This window comes from Gulosibacter sp., assembly GCF_052090685.1.
Classification (GTDB): Bacteria; Actinomycetota; Actinomycetes; order Actinomycetales; family Microbacteriaceae; genus Gulosibacter.
This window is the reverse complement of record NZ_JBQDBE010000036.1, coordinates 1-16856: the sequence shown is the minus strand read 5'-3', so window position 1 is coordinate 16856 and position 16856 is coordinate 1. Positions and strand designations below refer to the sequence as shown.

Below are 16856 nucleotides of genomic sequence, written 5' to 3'. Positions count from 1 at the left end.
TCGAGGTACTCCGAGAAGTTGGGCTCGATCGAGGGGTTGTGCCAGAGGTGCTGCTCCTTCGAGTAGGCCTCAACGAGTCGGATCTGCTCTTCCGAACGGCCCGTAAACCGCAAATAGTTCAGGGTCTCTTCGTCGATCGGGAACATCGCCGCGGTCGAACCGAACTCAGGCGACATGTTACCGATGGTGGCACGGTTCGCGAGGGGTACCTCGCCAACGCCGTCACCGTAGAACTCGACGAACTTGCCGACAACGCCGTGCTGACGCAACATGTCGGTGATGGTGAGCACCACGTCCGTTGCGGTGACACCCATGGGGATCGATCCCTTGAGCTTGAAGCCGACCACCTTGGGGATGAGCATCGACACGGGCTGTCCGAGCATGGCGGCCTCTGCCTCGATACCACCAACACCCCAGCCGAGAACGCCGAGGCCATTGACCATAGTGGTGTGCGAGTCGGTACCCACAAGGGTGTCCGGGTAGGCGCGCTTCACACCGTCTTCTTCACGTACGAAGGTCACCCGAGCCAGGTACTCAATGTTGACCTGGTGGACGATACCGGTCCCCGGGGGAACAACCTTGAAGTCCTCGAAGGCGCCCTGTCCCCAGCGGAGGAACTGGTAACGCTCACCGTTGCGCTCATATTCGATCTCCACGTTACGCTCAAACGCATCGGAGTTACCGAAGAGCTCAGCGATCACGGAGTGGTCGATGACCAGCTCGGCGGGAGCCTGCGGGTTAATCTGCTCGGGGTCGCCGCCGAGTTCCTTCACGGCCTCACGCATGGTTGCGAGGTCGACAACACACGGCACACCGGTGAAGTCCTGCATGACCACGCGTGCCGGAGTGAACTGAATCTCGGTGTTGGGTTCTGCCGAAGCATCCCAGTTCCCGAGGCTGCGAATCAGATCTGCGGTGACGTTCGCGCCGTCTTCGGTGCGAAGCTGGTTCTCCAGCAGAATCTTGAGGCTGAAGGGAAGCTTTTCATAACCCTCAACCTTGTCAATGCGGTAAATCTCGTAGTCGGTGCCATCGACGTTGAGTACGTCCTTAGCTCCGAAGCTATTAACTGCGCTCACGTTGCTCCTAACGGTCTGCGAAAAGTCTCTCGATATCGAGATACCTTACCTTATTGCGATGAACGGAATTGTCATGCCCGATCGGCATCGGGTGAGGCGGCCACTTCTTCTTCAGCGAGCCGTGCGTCTGCGATGGGTTGAAACACCGCTCTTACAAATAGCACGGTGATCACCACCAAGACGCCGAATAGCGGGGCTCCCATGAGGAGTCGCGCCACACCGAGTGCCTCGACGGCATCGGCGAAGTACATAGGCAGTTGTACCGCGAGTCGTGCCGCGAATAGGCCGACCCACACTCCGGTAATGAGTTGCATCCAAGTAAGGATGCGGGGGTATTTTCGCCAGCCGCGCCAGTCGCCATACAGGGCACCGGCGAGCACACCGATCAGCGGCCAGCTGGCGATCATCGAGATTAGGAGACCGAGGCCATAGGCCGCGTTCGTCCAGAACCCGACCAAGAAGAAGTCGCTGCCCTCGCCGCTTCGCAGGGCGAAGAACCCGCTCACCACCAGACCGATCAGACCGCCGAGTGCGGAGGCGGTGGGCTCCTTACGGACAATACGAATCAGCAAAAAGATGAGCCCGGCAATTGCGGGCGCGCCAACTGAGATCCACAGTGGATCGAGCCCGAAGGGCATCGCGCCGCCGCCAGCAACCGTACGGGTCGTAATGACGTACAGCACGAGAAAGAGGATTCCAGGTAGCAACGCTTCAACAATGCCGCGCCAACCACCCATGGCAACGAGGAGCGCCTCACCGGTGGACGATGACTCCGCCACTTTCCCCAGCGCCGACTGCCTTGCGGCAGTGCTGAGTCGCTCCTGCAGCTCCGCGTCCTGCTGGGCCTGTTCGGCAGCAACCGGTTCTCGGGAGTCGTGTGATCCCGACGTATCGGGGGTGGGATGTTCGTCAGACACGGTCTCAGTTTTCCGCTTGGGCCTGTTGCTGCTCACGTTTTTTCGCGGCGGCAGCCGCCATTTGATCGGCCATTGCCTGTGGCACGGTAAGCGGCAGCAAGTCGCGCGGTGGAACCGCTTTCTCGCCGCGATTCACGATGACGCCGCGGAAAATCTCCAGCATCGTATTCAGCCGCGTTTCATCGGCGGTTGCCTGACCGGTAATCACACCGCGAAGGAACCATCGAGGTCCATCGACGCCAAAAAACTGCACCACGCGCGCCTTATCGCCGCCTTGGATGATTGGCACTGAGGTTCGCAGCGAAATGCCGACTACCGAGTCCTTCTCTTCAGCCTTACCGCCCTGTTTCTTGACCTGCTGCGCAAGCTTGGTGCGCACATCCTTCCACAGCCCACTCGATCGCGGTGACGCGAAGGCCTGCACTTGCATCGTCGAGCCGTCGAGATCGAGCCCAACTGCGATCACTCGTTTGGTCTTGTCCTCAAACTCGAGACGCAGCGCAAGGCCGCTCTGGGCGGGAACTTTCAGCGCACCAAGGTCAATATAGGTGCCCTCGCCATCGTGCTCCGACGTGTCAAAGGGCCCGTTTTCCGCGCGGTCTTCCGGCGCTTCCTTCTCGAACTCGTCAGGATCTTCGGCATCCTCAAGCTCTTGGTCGGCAGCTGCCGTCTCGTCCTCGACAACATCGTCATCATCTTCAACGACGAGCTTGTCCGCCTTAATTACTTCTTCTTTGCGTTTGAAGATGTCAAAAAGTCCCATAAATCCACTCCGCCTAAAACTCTCGCTAGCCCGCGTATCCACTCGAGCCAAAACCAGCCGCCCCGCGATCACCGGTCGGCAATTCCGATACCGCGATGAATTCCACCGCCGGAATCGGCAACACCAGCAATTGCGCGATCCGGTCGCCGGCGTTCACGGTATATGCCTCGTCACGATCCGTATTCAACAGGGTTACTTTGAGTTCCCCACGATAACCGGCATCAATGACCCCTGGCGCATTGACAATCGTGATCCCGTGTTTGGCGGCGAGCCCCGAACGGGGTGCGACCAGCCCTACTGTGCGCTCCGGCAGCGCGATTGCCGTTCCAGTACCGATGAGTGCGCGCTCTCCGGGAGCGAGCGTCACTGACTCGGCGGCGTACAGATCGGCACCGGCGTCTGAAGGGTTGGCGTGCGTTGGCGCCTGACCGGTGTGTGGGATTTGGATTGATGCACTCACCCTTCGAGGCTAACCGACTTCTGCTGGGGACTCAGGATGCTGGATGGTCGAGATGATGAGATGGTCGAGTGATTTACCGCGAACGAGTCTCTCCCTCAATCTGGGTCTATATCTTTGGGGCAGCGATAATACCGGCGGTGTTCGTTGTGTTCATGCCGATTAATATCCTGGTCGGCATCATCCTGGGTGTCGCGCTCTATGCCGGTTACGTGATCGCGCTCTATAGCGGATCCCCCGTCATCGAAGTCGGCTCCAGCACCCTCCGGGTCGGTTCTGCAGAAGTGCCGCTCCAATACCTAGGTGATGGCTACGCTCACGACACGACCGAAAAGGCAAGAGAGCAAGCCGGCCCAAACCTGGATGCGCGTGCGTGGACTTGCCTGCGCGGCTGGGTTAATACCTCCGCCAGGATCGAAATTGTCGACGAGAACGATCCGATCCCCTACTGGCTGTTCTCGACCCGTCACCCCGATGAGGCGATTGCCGCCATCGCGGAAGCAAAGTCGCGGCTACCCGATTCGCCCTGAGTTAACACAAGAATGGCGCCCACCGCTCAATTCGAGGGGTGGGCGCCATCGTGACGTTAATTAGGCCGCGCAGTCGTTACAAATCGGGTTCCCCGGGGTGGACTCTGCCGAAAGCTGTGAGCGGTTCTTAATCAGGAAGCACTCCATGCAGGTGAATTCATCGTCCTGTCGCGGAATCACCACGGTCTCGATCTCAACATCGCTGAGATCCGAGGCGTCCAGTTCAAACCCGTGAACACCGTCGCCCTGGTCGATATCAACGTTCGGGGAGCCCGAATCGGGAACACGCTCCTTGAGCGCCTCGATCGAGTCAGTGTCTTCTTCTGTCTTACGCGGAGCGTCGTAGTCGGTGGCCATAACCGTCCAAAAAATATCGAAATCTATCGGGATATATTTACCCCGTCGGCGCGCTATTCTGCACCATCCATCAGTTATTCGCAAGTCGACATGTTTCACCGTGGATTCTGCGGCACGCGGAGAACTTACCGGCCACTGACGACTCCGTCTGTGATGCTTGGCGAGATCCTATTGGAGGAGGCACACATGCAGGAACTACGCTTCGTCGGTCTCGAAGACGATTGGCTCATCGCCACGAACGATAGCGGCGAGCGATTTCGCCTCCGCGCGGACGAATCACTGCGCGACGCACTGCGACCCCGCCCAGCGGCTCGGCCGGAAGGGCCCCGAGTTCCTCCACGACAAATCCAGCAGTTGATTCGCGCCGGTCGCACCGTTGACGAAGTCGTCGCCGAGACGGGAGCGGATGCAGAAACGGTGGCCCGGTTTGAAGGCCCAATTCTGGCAGAGCGCGGCTACATCGTCGAACAGGCACGTGCCGTTGCGGTGCGCCTGCAGTCACCTATCGATCCGCTCTCGCCCGAAGGTGCAACCTTTGGCACCACAATTGATGACCGACTTGAGCAGCTTGGCGCAACCGGAATCAATTGGGATGCGTGGAAAGACCCGGAGACAGGTTGGCACGTTGGTCTCGATTTTGTGACCGAGGACGTGGCTCGCAACGCACTCTGGCAATTTGACGCCCGCGCTCACACACTGCAGCCGTCATCGCCCGCCGCAATCACGCTCTCGCAGCAGGGCGAACCCAGTTCGCTGGTCGGCCCGCACCTTCGTGCGGTGAAGCGTGAATCCACGGGCGGGGTCATCCCGGTGCGCGAGGACGATGAGTTGCAGTCAGAGGCTTTGAGCACAGCCGATCGTCGCGACCTCACCTCACATGAAACGGCTGACCTCCTCGAGGCACTGCGACGTCGCCGAGGCGAGCGTCAACACGCTACCTATGAGGAGGAGGCCGAATTCGATCTCGGGGAAGACCAATCCCCCGACACAGAGACCGAAACTGACCTCGGCGCCAGCAGGGTTACCCCATTTGCGCGACCGGCTACTGCTGACTCTGCTGATGCGACTGTCTCTGCCGCTGACACCGACACTGATGAAGACTCGACGCAAAATGGTGCGGACAGCAGACCGACTGGCGATCCAGTCACCGACGACGCCACCGCAGGCACCGAGTACGTCAAGCAGGTCGCGTTCGACGGTCTCGATCAGGAACTTGATTCCCAAGACTCCTCGACCGGGCAACGCACCAAGTCGGCGCGCCGGCGCGGAGCGCGTCCCTCAATGCCGAGCTGGGATGAGATCGTGTTCGGCACGAAAAGTGATGAGGACTAGTTCGCGCTGAAGGCGCCGTGCCGAATCAGCGGCACAATGGTCTCCTCATTGGTGAGTGAACCGTGCTGTCCAACCATGAGCCGCATACTCGCGGGCATCTCCGGCGAAAAATAGGTCACCTGATCGCGTGCGGCGACCACGATATCTCCAATGCGTTCCACTGAAGGTTTCGCCACCTCGCTCCCGTAGAGCCCGCTGGCGATAATCTCGTCCTTCGTATAGACCCAGGCGCGAGCGCTTTCGGCCTCGCGGTACCGCTCAGCCAGCGCAGCGACATCACATTCGTCGTCCACGTAGATGTGCCGCAGCCGCGGCTCCCCCGCAATCGCAAGCACGCCTTCCAATAGGTCGCCTTCGAAGTCGATCTGATTGTCGTGCGGGATGTCGATCATGCCGTGGTCAGCGGTAATGAGCACACCGATGTCTTTGGGCAGTTGATCGAGCAGCTGCGCGATGGAGTAGTCGAGCTCTTCAAGTTTCTCGAGCCAGGTGCCGGATTCGCAGCCGTGTTTGTGCCCCGCTTGGTCGAGCTCAGCGTGGTACAGATACACCAGCGGCCGCTCAATCTGGTGACACAACTGCGCCGCAAGCTCGGCCCGCTCCGTCATGCTCTCGGCCCCGTAATACTCGCCACCGCGAAGCGAGGCCTGCGTGAGGCCAGAGTTTCGATACTCTTCAGTGGAGACGATGACCGGTGTGATCGGTGAGGCGTCGGCAACGAGTGATTCAAACACGGTGCTTCGCAACTGCCACGTCGCCGGTTCCATCCCTGCACCCCAACCGGATAATTGATTCCGATACTCTGCTGTCTTGCGGTCCCAAATCGAATACCCCACGAGGCCATGCGCCCCCGCACCCGTCGCGGTCATGAGCGAGGTGATTCCCGCAACGGTGGTCGACGGGAAGCTCACCGCAATGTCTTCCGGCTGCCAACCACGAACCGTGTGGCGGGCATGACCACCGCGGGTGCGCAGCAGCGACTCCCCCAAACCATCCACGAGCACGACCACCGCGCCGCGCACGGCTGGCAGTCCAAGACTTGCTGATTTACCATTCATTGCGGCCAGGCAGTTCGGCAACACGTCGGCGAGCGTCGGCGCGTTTGCGGGGCGGTTGAATACGATTGGCTCCATCGGACCATCTTTTCACAGGCCCAATTTCTTAGAGCAACAGAAGCGAGACCCATGGCGACAACGACCTCTTCAGAATCCGAATATGACCGGATTGAGGATGTTGACGTCTCGACGGAGATGCGGGGATCCTTCCTCGAATACGCCTACTCGGTAATCTACTCCCGTGCCCTGCCCGACGCTCGTGATGGGCTCAAGCCCGTCCAGCGGCGCATCCTGTATCAAATGACCGAAATGGGCTTGCGGCCAGACAAGGGCCACGTGAAGTCTGCACGCGTGGTCGGCGATGTGATGGGTAAGCTCCACCCTCACGGTGACTCGGCCATTTATGACGCCATGGTGCGGCTCGCGCAGCCCTTTACCCAGCGGGTTCCGCTCATTGACGGCCACGGCAACTTCGGTTCGCTTGATGACGGGCCGGCCGCCCCGCGCTATACCGAAGCTAGGCTCACTGCCGCCGCCCTCGCCCTCACCGAATCGCTCGATGAAGACGTGGTCGACTTTGTTCCGAACTACGACAACTCGCTCCAGCAGCCCGATGTGCTGCCCGCAGCCTGGCCAAACCTGCTCGTTAACGGTGCATCCGGAATCGCGGTCGGCATGGCCACAAACATGGCACCGCACAATCTCGGCGAGGTGATTTCGGCAGCCCAGCATTTGCTCATGCATCCCGATGCCTCGCTCTCGGAGCTGATGGCGCATGTGCCGGGACCGGACCTTCCCGGCGGCGGTCGAATCATCGGTCTCGACGGAGTCAAAGAGGCCTATGAGACCGGCCGAGGTTCCTTCCGGATGCGTGCCTCAGTTACAGTCGAAAACGTCACGGCCCGGCGCAAGGGCCTGGTCGTCACCGAACTGCCTTACCTCGTTGGCCCGGAGCGGGTCATCGAACGGATCAAACAGGGTGTGCAGTCGAAGAAGCTGAACGGTATTTCTTCCGTGACGGATCTCACGGACCGCAAGCACGGTATGAAACTCGTCATCGAGTTGAAGACCGGGTTTGTGCCCGAGGCCGTGCTCGAACAGCTCTACCGCTTCACACCCTTGGAAGAGCAGTTCCACATCAATAACGTCGCGCTCGTGGATGGTGCTCCACAGACGCTTGGCCTACGCGAGCTGCTGGATGTGTACCTGCGGCACCGCCTTTCGGTGGTCCGCAGGCGCAGCGAGTTCCGCCTCGGCAAGCGCCGTGACCGGCTGCACCTGGTTGAGGGCCTGCTGATTGCGATCCTCGATATTGACGAGGTCATCCAGATCATTCGTTCTTCGGATGACGCCGATGAAGCGCGTTCGAGACTGCAAATGGTGTTCGATCTCTCCGAGCGACAGGCCGAGTACATCCTCGAGTTGCGACTGCGACGACTCACGAAGTTCTCCCGCATCGAGCTCGAAACCGAAGCTGAGCAGCTTCGTAAGGAAATCGCCGAGCTCGAAGCTTTGCTCGCATCCGATGAGCTACTGCGCGGTCTCGTCGGTGATGAGCTGTCTGCGGCATCCGAGGCATTTGCCACTCCCCGCCGGACCATGCTGATCGAAGGCGATGCTCACGTACAGGCGACCTCGAGGACCAAGAGCGCAACCGATTCCTCGGCCCTGCAGGCACCCGATGTGCCCACTCGCGTGCTGCTGTCGGCCACCGGCAAGATTCTGCGCGTGGAACTCGGTGAAGAAGGCGTATTCGTACAGCCCAAGCGTCGCTCGAAGCACGATGCCATCACTGCGGATGTCTCGACCACGACGCTTTCGCACATTGGCGCGGTGACGAATCGAGGCATTGTGTATCGGGCAACACCCGTATCACTGCCCGCCTCACCGGCTTCCTCGGTGCTGATGAACGCCGGAGTCTCCGCGAAAGAATACTTCGGCATTACCGAACGCAATGAAACCATCGTCGGCCTCGTCCCGCTCGGTGTTGACACTCCGCTTGCACTCGCAACGCGTCAGGGCGTGGTCAAGCGCGTGAACCCGGCGGAGTGGAAGAACCAGCATGAGCTCTCCGCGATTGCGCTGAAGCCGGGAGACGAGGTCGTCGGAGCGGCCCGTGCGGCCGATGACGCAGAGCTCGTGTTCGTCACCAGCGACGCCCAGCTTTTGCACTACTCGGCCGCCCTCGTGCGTCCACAGGGTCTGGGCGCTGGTGGAATGGCCGGCATTCGCGTCGGAGACGGGGCACGAGTGATCAGTTTCTCCGTGCTCACGCCCGAGCAGATCGACCGCGCGCTGGTCGTGACCGTGGCGGAGCCACCCGCCGACGAGGCGCTCTTTGGTGACGTGCTCGGCAGCGCGAAGACGAGTGAGTTTGCGGAATTCCCGGCGAAGGGCCGCGCAACCGCCGGGGTGCGGGCACAGCGGTTCGTAAGGTCGGAGGCAGCCCTTGCCATGGCCTGGGTTGGGCCAGGGCCGGTTCGGGCCACCGCGAAAGACGGCGCGATCCGTCAGCTTCCCGAAGGGCTCGGCAAGCGGGATGCTTCGGGCACGCAACTCGACACCCAAGTGGATGCGCTTGGGCGCACGATGGGTGATCTGCCAACCACTGAATAGTGCGCTAGCGGCCCTTGAATTCGGGCTTTCGCTTTTCTTGGAACGCTTTGAACCCTTCGGCATAGTCCTCGCTCGCGCAGAGTTCGCCCTGAGCTCGGTTCTCAGCATCGATGGATTCCCACATCCCGATGCGCTGGTCACGGATCTGCTGTACGAGGATCTTCGAGGTCGCGAAGGCGAGTTGCGCCCCTGAGGCAGCTTTTGCGGCGCGTTCGCGCGTGAACTCGAGCACCTGGTCATCAGCAACCCAGCGGCTAAACAACCCCTGTTCCACGGCTTCCCGGCCGGAGATGAACTCCGCCGTATAGATCAGATCCAGTGTTCGGTGTGCACCGAGGCGTTCGGTGAAGAGCCAGTGTCCGCCTGAGTCAAGCGTGGCGCCGAGGTTTGCGAAGGGGGAGCCGATTTTGGCCGTTTCAGCGATATAGACCACATCGGTCGCAATCGCCAAACCGAGTCCAACCCCCAAACACGCGCCGTGCACCGCGGCAAATGTTGGTGCAGGAAACTCGCTGATCTTCTTCAGCACACCGGTCACTCGGTTACCGAGGAAGTCGGCAACATCGTCATCGGCGGGCACCACACCGGAGATGTCACGTCCCGCGCAAAAGCCCCGCCCTTCACCACGGAGCAGCAGCGCGCCAACGCTTGCGGCTGCGGCCTCGTCGAGCTTCTCACCGAGTTCGACGAGGTCATCCTCCGCCAAGGAATTAAGCTTCTGCGGGGCATTGAGAACCAGCTCAGCCACCCCATCCTGAATTGTGAGATCAATCATGCCCATGTGAGCCGTGTTCCTTCTTTCAGTTCTGCCGGGTCCTCTCGCGCGACTAGGCGTCGAAGTTTACGAGCACCTTGTCGCTTGTCGGTCGTGACTGGCAGGTGAGTACGTAGCCGTTATCGACGTCGTCGGACTCGAGGGCGTAGTTCTCCGCCATGTCTACCGAACCAACCTCAACCTTTGCTCGGCACGTGCCACACACGCCGCCGGCACAGGCAAAGGGTACGTCTGGCCGCACTCGAAGGGCGGCGTTCAACACCGTCTCACGCGCATCCTTCGGCGACTTCACTTCGCCACTGAGTCCGTCGAGGACGAAGCCGATCTCGAAGTTATCGCCCTCGGGGTCAACCTCAACCGGACGGCCGGCGCTTGACTGGGCGCCCTCGCCAGGCTGTCCGGTCGAGAACAGCTCGAATCGAACCTTCTCGCTCGCGACTTCTCGATCGCTCAACTCATCACGGATCATTTGCACGAGTTCGAACGGGCCGCAGAGGAACCATTCGTCAACATTGGGCACGTCGATGAGGTGCTCAAAAATCTGCGAGAGCTTCTCGGCGTCCAGTCGACCCGAGTAGATCGGTGCCTGACGCTGCTCGCGCGAGAGTACGTGATGTATGGCGAGTCGAGTCGGGTGGCGGTCCTTGAGGTCCGCGAGGTCCTCAAGGAACATCACGTCCGAAGCGGCTCGGTTTGCGTAGATGAGATCAACATTCGTGTTCGGATGCTCGAGGAGGGATTTTGCGATCGCAATGACCGGGGTGATCCCCGAGCCGGCGGCCGCGGCCACGAAGTGATTCGCGCCGTCGGCCGTCGCTTCGGCGCTCACCTTCTCGGCGTCATTCATCCCCGTGAACTGGTGCTTGGAGACGAACACACCCTGCGGGCTCATGACGTCAATCTCATAACCTGCCGCAAGACTGTCATTGGCCCAGTTCGAGAAGAGACCGCCGAGGTCTCGCTTAATGCCAACCTTGATCGTGCCCGGAGTTGGAGCCTCACAGATTGAGTAGCTGCGGCGAACTTCCTGGCCATCAATATTGGCTCGCAAAGCGACGTACTGCCCGGCAACGTAGTTGTATTCGTCTTGCAGCTCTTCCGGGACCGCGAAGGACACTTCGATGGATTTGTCGGTGAGTTTCCGCACCGCACTCACTTCGAGAGTGTGAAATACCGCGCGTCGCTTGGCCGTGCTGACATCATCGTCAGCGGGTGATTGCGTATTTGCTTCAGTCACTAGTGCACCTTGAAATAGTCAAACGGTTCCTTGCAGGAAGCGCACTGGAACAGCGCCTTGCAGGCCGTCGAGCCGAATCGGCTCAATTCATTCGTCTTAATGGAGCCGCAGTTGGGGCAGCGAACGGCAAGCGAGAGCCGCTTAGGGCCGCGCTGCATTCCTACGGCGGAGTTCCCGGTGGGCGGAGCAATACCGTATTGCTCGAGCTTTTGCTTCCCCTCCGGGGTCATCCAGTCGGTGGTCCAAGCGGGGGCAAGTGACATGGTCACTTCATAGCGGTCATACCCCGCTTCGCGAAGTGCCTGCTCCACATCCGCTTTGATCGTGTCCATTGCGGGGCATCCGGAATACGTCGGGGTAATGATCACCTGTGCCGTGCCATCCGAAGCAACCATGACCTCGCGCAGAATCCCGATATCGATAATCGTCAATACCGGAATCTCTGGGTCGGTTACTTTCCCCACAACATCCCAGACACGGGCCGCTTCGGGATCCATTGGACGTTGCGCAATGTCTTTACTGAGTTGCTGGATCATTACTACCTACCAGGTCACTCCGGGGTGTTTGCGCGCCAGCACCTGCATTTCCGCGAGGAGCGGACCGAGATGTTCACGGTGCTCGCCACGGCGGCCACCGGTTACGGCTTGCTTGCTGTCTGGAATCCGAAGACCGGAGGCTTCAATCGCTGCCGTAATCCGCTCAAGCACAACATCTCGCAATTCGGATGGGCGCACCGCGATGCCTTCGAGCTTGTCAATGAGTTCATCGTCTTCAAAGAGTTCATCAACATAGGGCCAAAAGTATTCGAGCGCCGCCTGCAAGCGTCGATTTGATTCTTCGGTACCGCGACCCAATCGCAGTGTCCACTGCTCAGCGTGATCGACGTGGTAATCGAGTTCTTTCACGGTCTTGCCCGCAATCGCGGCAAGCGTCTCATCCTGAGAATGCAACAGACGCGTGTATAGCTCGAATGCAAAGTGCGAGTAAATCAGCTGCCGCGCAATGGTCTCGCCAAAGTCGCGTCCTGGGAACTGCACGAGGTGCAGGCAGCGAAACTCCTCTTCCTCACGGAAGTAGGCCAAGTCATCTTCGGTCTTGTCCCACGCCGAACCGGCGAAGGTGAGCAGCACGCGAGCGTGACCGAGCAGGTCGAGCGCGATATTGCCGAGGGCTATGTCTTCCTCGAGTTCGGGAGCACGCGATACCCACCAGATCATGTTCTGGGCAAGGATCAGCGCGTCGTCACCGAGTCGAAGCGCATATTCAGCCACGTCCGGGGCTGCAATGACATCGGACTGCGCGAGCTCCTCACTCGTCAGGGCGTAGCCGGCAGAAATTAGGGTTGCGGAATCGAATCCGGATCCTCCACTCACAGGTGCTTCACCCCTTCCGACTTCGTGTAGTAGGTCGCGTGGCGGTAGTTCTTGCCCTGCGAGGACTCAAAGTACGAGCCCTTCGAGTCGGGGTCCGATGCCGCGATGTCTTCGCTACGCACTACCCAGAGGGAAACGCCCTCGTTGCGACGCGTGTACAGGTCACGCGCGTTGCGAAGCGCCATTTTCTCGTCGGGTGCGTGCAGGGATCCCGCATGCACGTGGCTGAGGCCACGCGAGGAGCGGACAAACACTTCCCACAATGGCCATTGGTTGCGCTGCACGGGGGCAGCCGGGGTTTTTTCACTCATAGCGTTTCTCTCCGTTGAGTTAGTCGAGCCGTCAACTGACGACTCGACCACTTAAATTCGTTGCGATGTGGAGCGTGCGTATTGCGATGGTGGACGTGCTCTACGCGACTGCGGAGGTCGCGGCTGCCGCTTCTTCTTGCTTCCGGGCGTATTCGGCCGCGGCTTCGCGAACCCAAGCACCGTTATCGTGGGCTTCCTGGCGACGCGCGAGGCGCTGTGCGTTCGCCGGGCCGTTGCCCTTGATCACGCCGAAGAATTCATCCCAATCCAGCTCACCGAAGTCATAGTGGCCACGCTCTTCGTTCCACTTGAGATCGGGGTCTGGCAGGGTGAGACCGAGTGCCTCAGCCTGCGGAACAATCATGTCAACAAAGCGCTGGCGCAGTTCGTCATTAGAGAAGCGCTTAATGTTCCATGCCATTGACTGCTTCGAGTTCGGTGACTCGTCATCCGGCGGGCCGAACATCTGGAGCGCCGGACCGTAGAAGCGATTGACCGCATCCTGAGCCATCTTCTTCTGCGCCTCGGTGCCGTTGGAAAGGGTGTACAAGATCTCCCAGCCCTGGCGTTGGTGGAAGGATTCTTCTTTACAGATGCGCACCATTGCCCGACCGTATGGTCCGTAGGAGCAACGGCACAGGGGAACCTGGTTGCAGATCGCGGCGCCGTCGACGAGCCAACCGATCGCCCCCATATCAGCCCAGGTGCGTGCCGGATAGTTAAAGATCGAGGAGTACTTCGCCTTGCCGTCGAGCAGCTGCTGGTTGAGGACATCTCGCGGCGTGCCGAGCGTTTCGGCCGCTGAGTAGAGGTAGAGACCGTGACCGGCTTCGTCCTGCACTTTGGCAACGAGGATCGACTTGCGCTTCAGCGAAGGAGCGCGAGTAATCCAGTTTGCTTCTGGCTGCATTCCGATGATCTCGGAGTGCGCGTGCTGGGAGATCTGCCGAGTCAGCGTCTTTCGATACGGCTCCGGCATCCAGTCGGCGGGCTCGATTCGCGAGTCCTTGGCAATGATCTCGTCAAAGTACGCCTCGGCGCGCTCTAGTTCAGCATCGTCGCGATGCGGCATCTCAGTAACGTTATTCGTCATGCGGAGGTCTCCTTCGACGTAACTGGTGATTTGGGGTATTTGTTCTGGCCTTGAAGCAGCACTGGCTCAAGATTACAGACCGTGCGTTCAGTTTATGCTGTATTTTGACAAGGTCAAGCCAAATACCGGAAGTACCCAGGTAGGAAAGCAATCGATCCGAGACCCGGTTTCAGAAGCAGCTTTCCAGGAAAATTCGCCTGACGCAGCCAAAAACTCAAACTTTTCTGTAAGACTGTTCAGGAATTCACGAAGAAGTGGATGGAGGACCATGGATTCAACGAAAAACGCATTGGCATATGGCGACCTTGCCGAGCATCACCGCATCCTCAAAGATGATTTCGCGAGCGAGTGGATGGGCATTCGTGTGCTCAAAAGTGAGCCCGGCGAAGCGATCATTGAGATGGAGCTTCGGCAAGAAATGCTCAATGGCTTTGCCATCGCCCACGGCGGCATGGTGTTTGCCTTTGCGGATAGCGCATTCGCCATCGCTTGCAATACCCACGAGGATAACGGCACGATCACCGTGGCTTCCGGTGTGGACGTGAACTTCCTGCGGCCGGCCACCATCGGCCAGACTCTCACCGCGCACGCCAAAGCCGTGCACGAAGCACGAAGCGGTGTCTATGACATCGAAGTCACCGCACAGGGGCCGGACGATCCTAGTCCCGTGCGCATCCTGCTCTTCCGCGGGCGTAGCCGCACCATCCCCAAACCCGCTGGCTAATCACACCGGCAACCCATCGCAGCAAAACATCCATCGCACCGTCAAAGACGACCCATTAGAGAAGGCAATTTCCCGTGATCCAGACCGAATTCCACCTCGACCAGCTCGACCCCGAAGAACAACTGAGCCGTGAAGAGCTTGAGGCTCTGCAGCTTGAGCGACTCAAGTGGACCGTGCGACACGCGTACGAAAACGTGCCGATGTACACCAAGAAATTCGACGAACACGGTGTCTCTCCTGACGACCTCCAAACGCTCGCCGATATCGCCAAGTTCCCGTTTACTACGAAGGACGACCTGCGCGAAAACTATCCGTTCAAGACCTTCGCTGTGCCGATGGATCAGGTCCGTCGCGTCCACGCCTCCTCCGGCACTACCGGGCGCCCGACCGTCGTGGGCTACACCGAAAATGACCTGGACAAGTGGGCGCAGAGCGTGGCCCGAGTCCTTCGACTCGCTGGTGCGCGGCCCGGCGACCTCGTCCATAATGCTTACGGCTACGGACTCTTCACCGGTGGGCTCGGTGCGCACGATGGCATCGAACGTGCCGGGCTCACCGTGATCCCGATGTCGGGCGGGCAGACCGCGCGGCAGATCCAGATGATGCACGACTTCAAGCCGCGCATCATCATGTGCACACCCTCGTATTTGCTAACGATCCTTGATCACATGCGTTCACACGGCATGGATGCCCGAGACACTTCGATTGAAATTGCGATTTTGGGTGCCGAGCCCTGGTCAGAAGAAATGCGCAAGGAAATCGAGCAGGGCTTCGATCTCAAGGCGATCGATATTTACGGTCTCTCAGAGCTCATGGGTCCGGGAATGGCGGGCGAATCCGTGGAACACCAGCAGGGCTCCACGATTTGGGAAGATCTCTTCCTCCCCGAGATTGTCGACCGGGAGGACCTCACCATGGTGCTTCCCGATGGCGAAGAAGGCGAACTCGTCTTTACCTCGTTGACCAAAGAAGCGATGCCCATTATTCGCTACCGCACGAAGGACCTCTCGGTACTCGAGCCCGGCGATGCGCGGCCCAATATGCGCCGGATGCGCAAGGTCCGCTCACGTACTGACGACATGATCATCCTTCGCGGCGTCAATATGTTCCCCTCACAGATTGAAGAACTCGCGCTCAACCAGAAGGCCCTGAGCCCCTACTACCATCTGGAACTCACCCGGCCCCAGCGAATGGATGAACTCACCGTCGTAATCGAGCGCCGCCCGGAGTACACCATGGCGGAGGCGCAGGACTGTGGCCGTGCGCTGCAGCAGGACATTAAGATCCGTATTGGCTCTTCAGTGCGCATCCACGTGGTTGACCCCAACAGCGTGGCGCGCTCCGAGGGGAAGGCGAAGCGGCTCTATGACTACCGCGATCGCAACTTCAGCGAGTACCCTGCCCATCACCTGCCTATTCACCGATGACCCGAAACATCCCGGTGAACTGAACGGGTGGTGGCGCGAAAGTGCTGCCACCCGTTCGCGTTTATTGAGAAAGATGCCATGACCACCACCAATGAATCCATCGCCACGACACCGCGCCGCGGTCGTCCCGGCAATGACCGTGCCGACGTGATCACCGCCGCGGTCCGACTGTTCAATCAGCACGGCTATGAGGCCACAACGGTGGGAATGATCGCCGAACAACTCGGCGTCTCAAAATCGGCGATCTATCACCACGTGGCGAGTAAAGAGGACCTGCTCGCGAGCGCTCTCGACCGGGCGCTTTCTTCTCTCGAAGGGATGCTTGCGGAATCGGTCGCGCAGTCGACCTCCACGGTTGATCGGCTGGAGGCGGTGCTGCGAGGCACGGTGCGAGTGCTCATTGAGGAGTTGGAATCGGTGACTCTGCTGCTGCGTCTGCGCGGTAATACCGCGCTCGAGCGACAGGCCCTGGAGCGACGACGCACCTTCGACCGGTCGGTCACCGCGCTCGTAGCCGCCGCCGATGACGCCGAGGCACTGCGCTCGGATATTGACCCGAGACTCGTCACGCGCGTTGTCTTTGGCATGGTGAACTCACTCATCGAATGGTATCGCCCCGGCGGCACGATCAGCGCAGACGAAATTGGCGACACCATCGTCGAGATCGTGTTTAACGGGCTTCGGCCCCGCACCTCATAACCCAGCACCGAGCACCCAGCACGCAGCACCCAGCACCCAGCACCCAGCACCCAGCACCCAGCTTCCGGCCCCGACGCCCATCTCCTTCCCCCGTCCCGGCAACCGGGCGTC

18 protein-coding genes are annotated in these 16856 nt (G+C 60.0%); 6 read left to right on the top strand and 12 right to left on the bottom strand.

All coding sequences use genetic code 11. From position 1 onward, the window contains the following. From ACTHXA_RS15100 to dut, 4 genes are all read right to left on the bottom strand, one after another. Nucleotides 1-1079 (bottom strand): aconitase family protein (locus ACTHXA_RS15100; protein ID WP_441673703.1); only part of this gene is annotated, 1079 nt, incomplete at its 3' end. 71 nt (nt 1080-1150) lie between these two features. Continuing rightward, on the bottom strand, nt 1151-1996 hold the full coding sequence (locus ACTHXA_RS15095) for a DUF3159 domain-containing protein (RefSeq protein ID WP_441673702.1): 846 nt from the start codon (nt 1994-1996) through the stop codon (nt 1151-1153). Between the two features lie 4 nt (nt 1997-2000). After that, nucleotides 2001-2759 (bottom strand): DUF3710 domain-containing protein, encoded by a 759-nt coding sequence (locus ACTHXA_RS15090; RefSeq protein ID WP_441673701.1) that lies wholly within the window; start codon nt 2757-2759, stop codon nt 2001-2003. 25 nt (nt 2760-2784) lie between these two features. Further along, on the bottom strand, nt 2785-3219 hold the full coding sequence (gene dut, locus ACTHXA_RS15085) for a dUTP diphosphatase (RefSeq protein WP_441673700.1): 435 nt from the start codon (nt 3217-3219) through the stop codon (nt 2785-2787). 68 nt (nt 3220-3287) lie between these two features. Between dut and ACTHXA_RS15080 the strand changes: the two genes are divergently transcribed. After that, the gene (locus ACTHXA_RS15080) at nt 3288-3746 is read left to right on the top strand and encodes a DUF3093 domain-containing protein (RefSeq protein WP_441673699.1); all 459 of its coding nucleotides are present in this window, start codon (nt 3288-3290) and stop codon (nt 3744-3746) included. A 60-nt stretch (nt 3747-3806) separates the two neighbouring features. Here the strand turns inward: ACTHXA_RS15080 and ACTHXA_RS15075 are convergent, their stop codons facing one another. Further along, entirely contained in the window at nt 3807-4103 is a 297-nt protein-coding gene (locus ACTHXA_RS15075; RefSeq protein ID WP_441673698.1) for a DUF4193 domain-containing protein, read from the bottom strand. Nucleotides 4104-4289: 186 nt separating this feature from the next. Between ACTHXA_RS15075 and sepH the strand changes: the two genes are divergently transcribed. Beyond that, nucleotides 4290-5435 carry a septation protein SepH gene (sepH, locus tag ACTHXA_RS15070; protein WP_441673697.1) on the top strand — a complete coding sequence of 382 codons (1146 nt, stop codon included), beginning with the start codon at nt 4290-4292 and terminating at the stop codon, nt 5433-5435. Here sepH and ACTHXA_RS15065 read toward each other — a convergent pair. After that, complete coding sequence (locus tag ACTHXA_RS15065; RefSeq protein WP_441673696.1) at nt 5432-6568, bottom strand: alkaline phosphatase family protein; 1137 nt, start codon at nt 6566-6568, stop codon at nt 5432-5434. The genes sepH and ACTHXA_RS15065 overlap by 4 nt on opposite strands. 51 nt (nt 6569-6619) lie before the next feature. On the opposite strand from ACTHXA_RS15065, the gene ACTHXA_RS15060 reads away from it, so the two are divergent. After that, the gene (locus tag ACTHXA_RS15060; protein ID WP_441673695.1) at nt 6620-9106 is read left to right on the top strand and encodes a DNA gyrase/topoisomerase IV subunit A; all 2487 of its coding nucleotides are present in this window, start codon (nt 6620-6622) and stop codon (nt 9104-9106) included. Between the two features lie 4 nt (nt 9107-9110). Here ACTHXA_RS15060 and ACTHXA_RS15055 read toward each other — a convergent pair whose 3' ends face one another. The 6 genes from ACTHXA_RS15055 to paaA all read right to left on the bottom strand — a co-directional run bounded on the left by ACTHXA_RS15055 (nt 9111) and on the right by paaA (nt 13874). Next, nucleotides 9111-9881: an enoyl-CoA hydratase/isomerase family protein gene (locus ACTHXA_RS15055; protein WP_441673705.1), complete on the bottom strand. Its 771-nt coding sequence runs from the start codon at nt 9879-9881 to the stop codon at nt 9111-9113. Between the two features lie 52 nt (nt 9882-9933). Beyond that, a complete protein-coding gene (paaE, locus tag ACTHXA_RS15050) occupies nt 9934-11118 on the bottom strand; it encodes a 1,2-phenylacetyl-CoA epoxidase subunit PaaE (RefSeq protein WP_441673694.1) in 1185 nt (394 codons plus the stop codon). Beyond that, entirely contained in the window at nt 11118-11654 is a 537-nt protein-coding gene (gene paaD, locus ACTHXA_RS15045; RefSeq protein WP_441673693.1) for a 1,2-phenylacetyl-CoA epoxidase subunit PaaD, read from the bottom strand. The genes paaE and paaD overlap by 1 nt, the downstream gene beginning before the upstream one ends. 6 nt (nt 11655-11660) lie before the next feature. Then, nucleotides 11661-12491, bottom strand: coding sequence for a 1,2-phenylacetyl-CoA epoxidase subunit PaaC (gene paaC / locus ACTHXA_RS15040; RefSeq protein WP_441673692.1), 831 nt, complete (start codon nt 12489-12491; stop codon nt 11661-11663). Further along, the gene (gene paaB, locus ACTHXA_RS15035; RefSeq protein WP_441673691.1) at nt 12488-12802 is read right to left on the bottom strand and encodes a 1,2-phenylacetyl-CoA epoxidase subunit PaaB; all 315 of its coding nucleotides are present in this window, start codon (nt 12800-12802) and stop codon (nt 12488-12490) included. Before paaB ends, paaC begins: the two co-directional genes overlap by 4 nt. A 100-nt stretch (nt 12803-12902) precedes the next feature. Beyond that, nucleotides 12903-13874: a 1,2-phenylacetyl-CoA epoxidase subunit PaaA gene (paaA, locus tag ACTHXA_RS15030; protein WP_441673704.1), complete on the bottom strand. Its 972-nt coding sequence runs from the start codon at nt 13872-13874 to the stop codon at nt 12903-12905. Between the two features lie 289 nt (nt 13875-14163). On the opposite strand from paaA, the gene ACTHXA_RS15025 reads away from it, so the two are divergent. The 3 genes from ACTHXA_RS15025 (at nt 14164) to ACTHXA_RS15015 (ending at nt 16745) form a co-directional block, all read left to right on the top strand. Beyond that, nucleotides 14164-14619 carry a hotdog fold thioesterase gene (locus ACTHXA_RS15025; RefSeq protein WP_441673690.1) on the top strand — a complete coding sequence of 152 codons (456 nt, stop codon included), beginning with the start codon at nt 14164-14166 and terminating at the stop codon, nt 14617-14619. A 74-nt stretch (nt 14620-14693) separates the two neighbouring features. Next, a complete protein-coding gene (locus ACTHXA_RS15020) occupies nt 14694-16046 on the top strand; it encodes an AMP-binding protein (RefSeq protein ID WP_441673689.1) in 1353 nt (450 codons plus the stop codon). Nucleotides 16047-16124: 78 nt separating this feature from the next. Continuing rightward, a complete protein-coding gene (locus ACTHXA_RS15015) occupies nt 16125-16745 on the top strand; it encodes a TetR/AcrR family transcriptional regulator (protein ID WP_441673688.1) in 621 nt (206 codons plus the stop codon). The last annotated feature ends 111 nt before the right edge of the window (nt 16746-16856 follow it).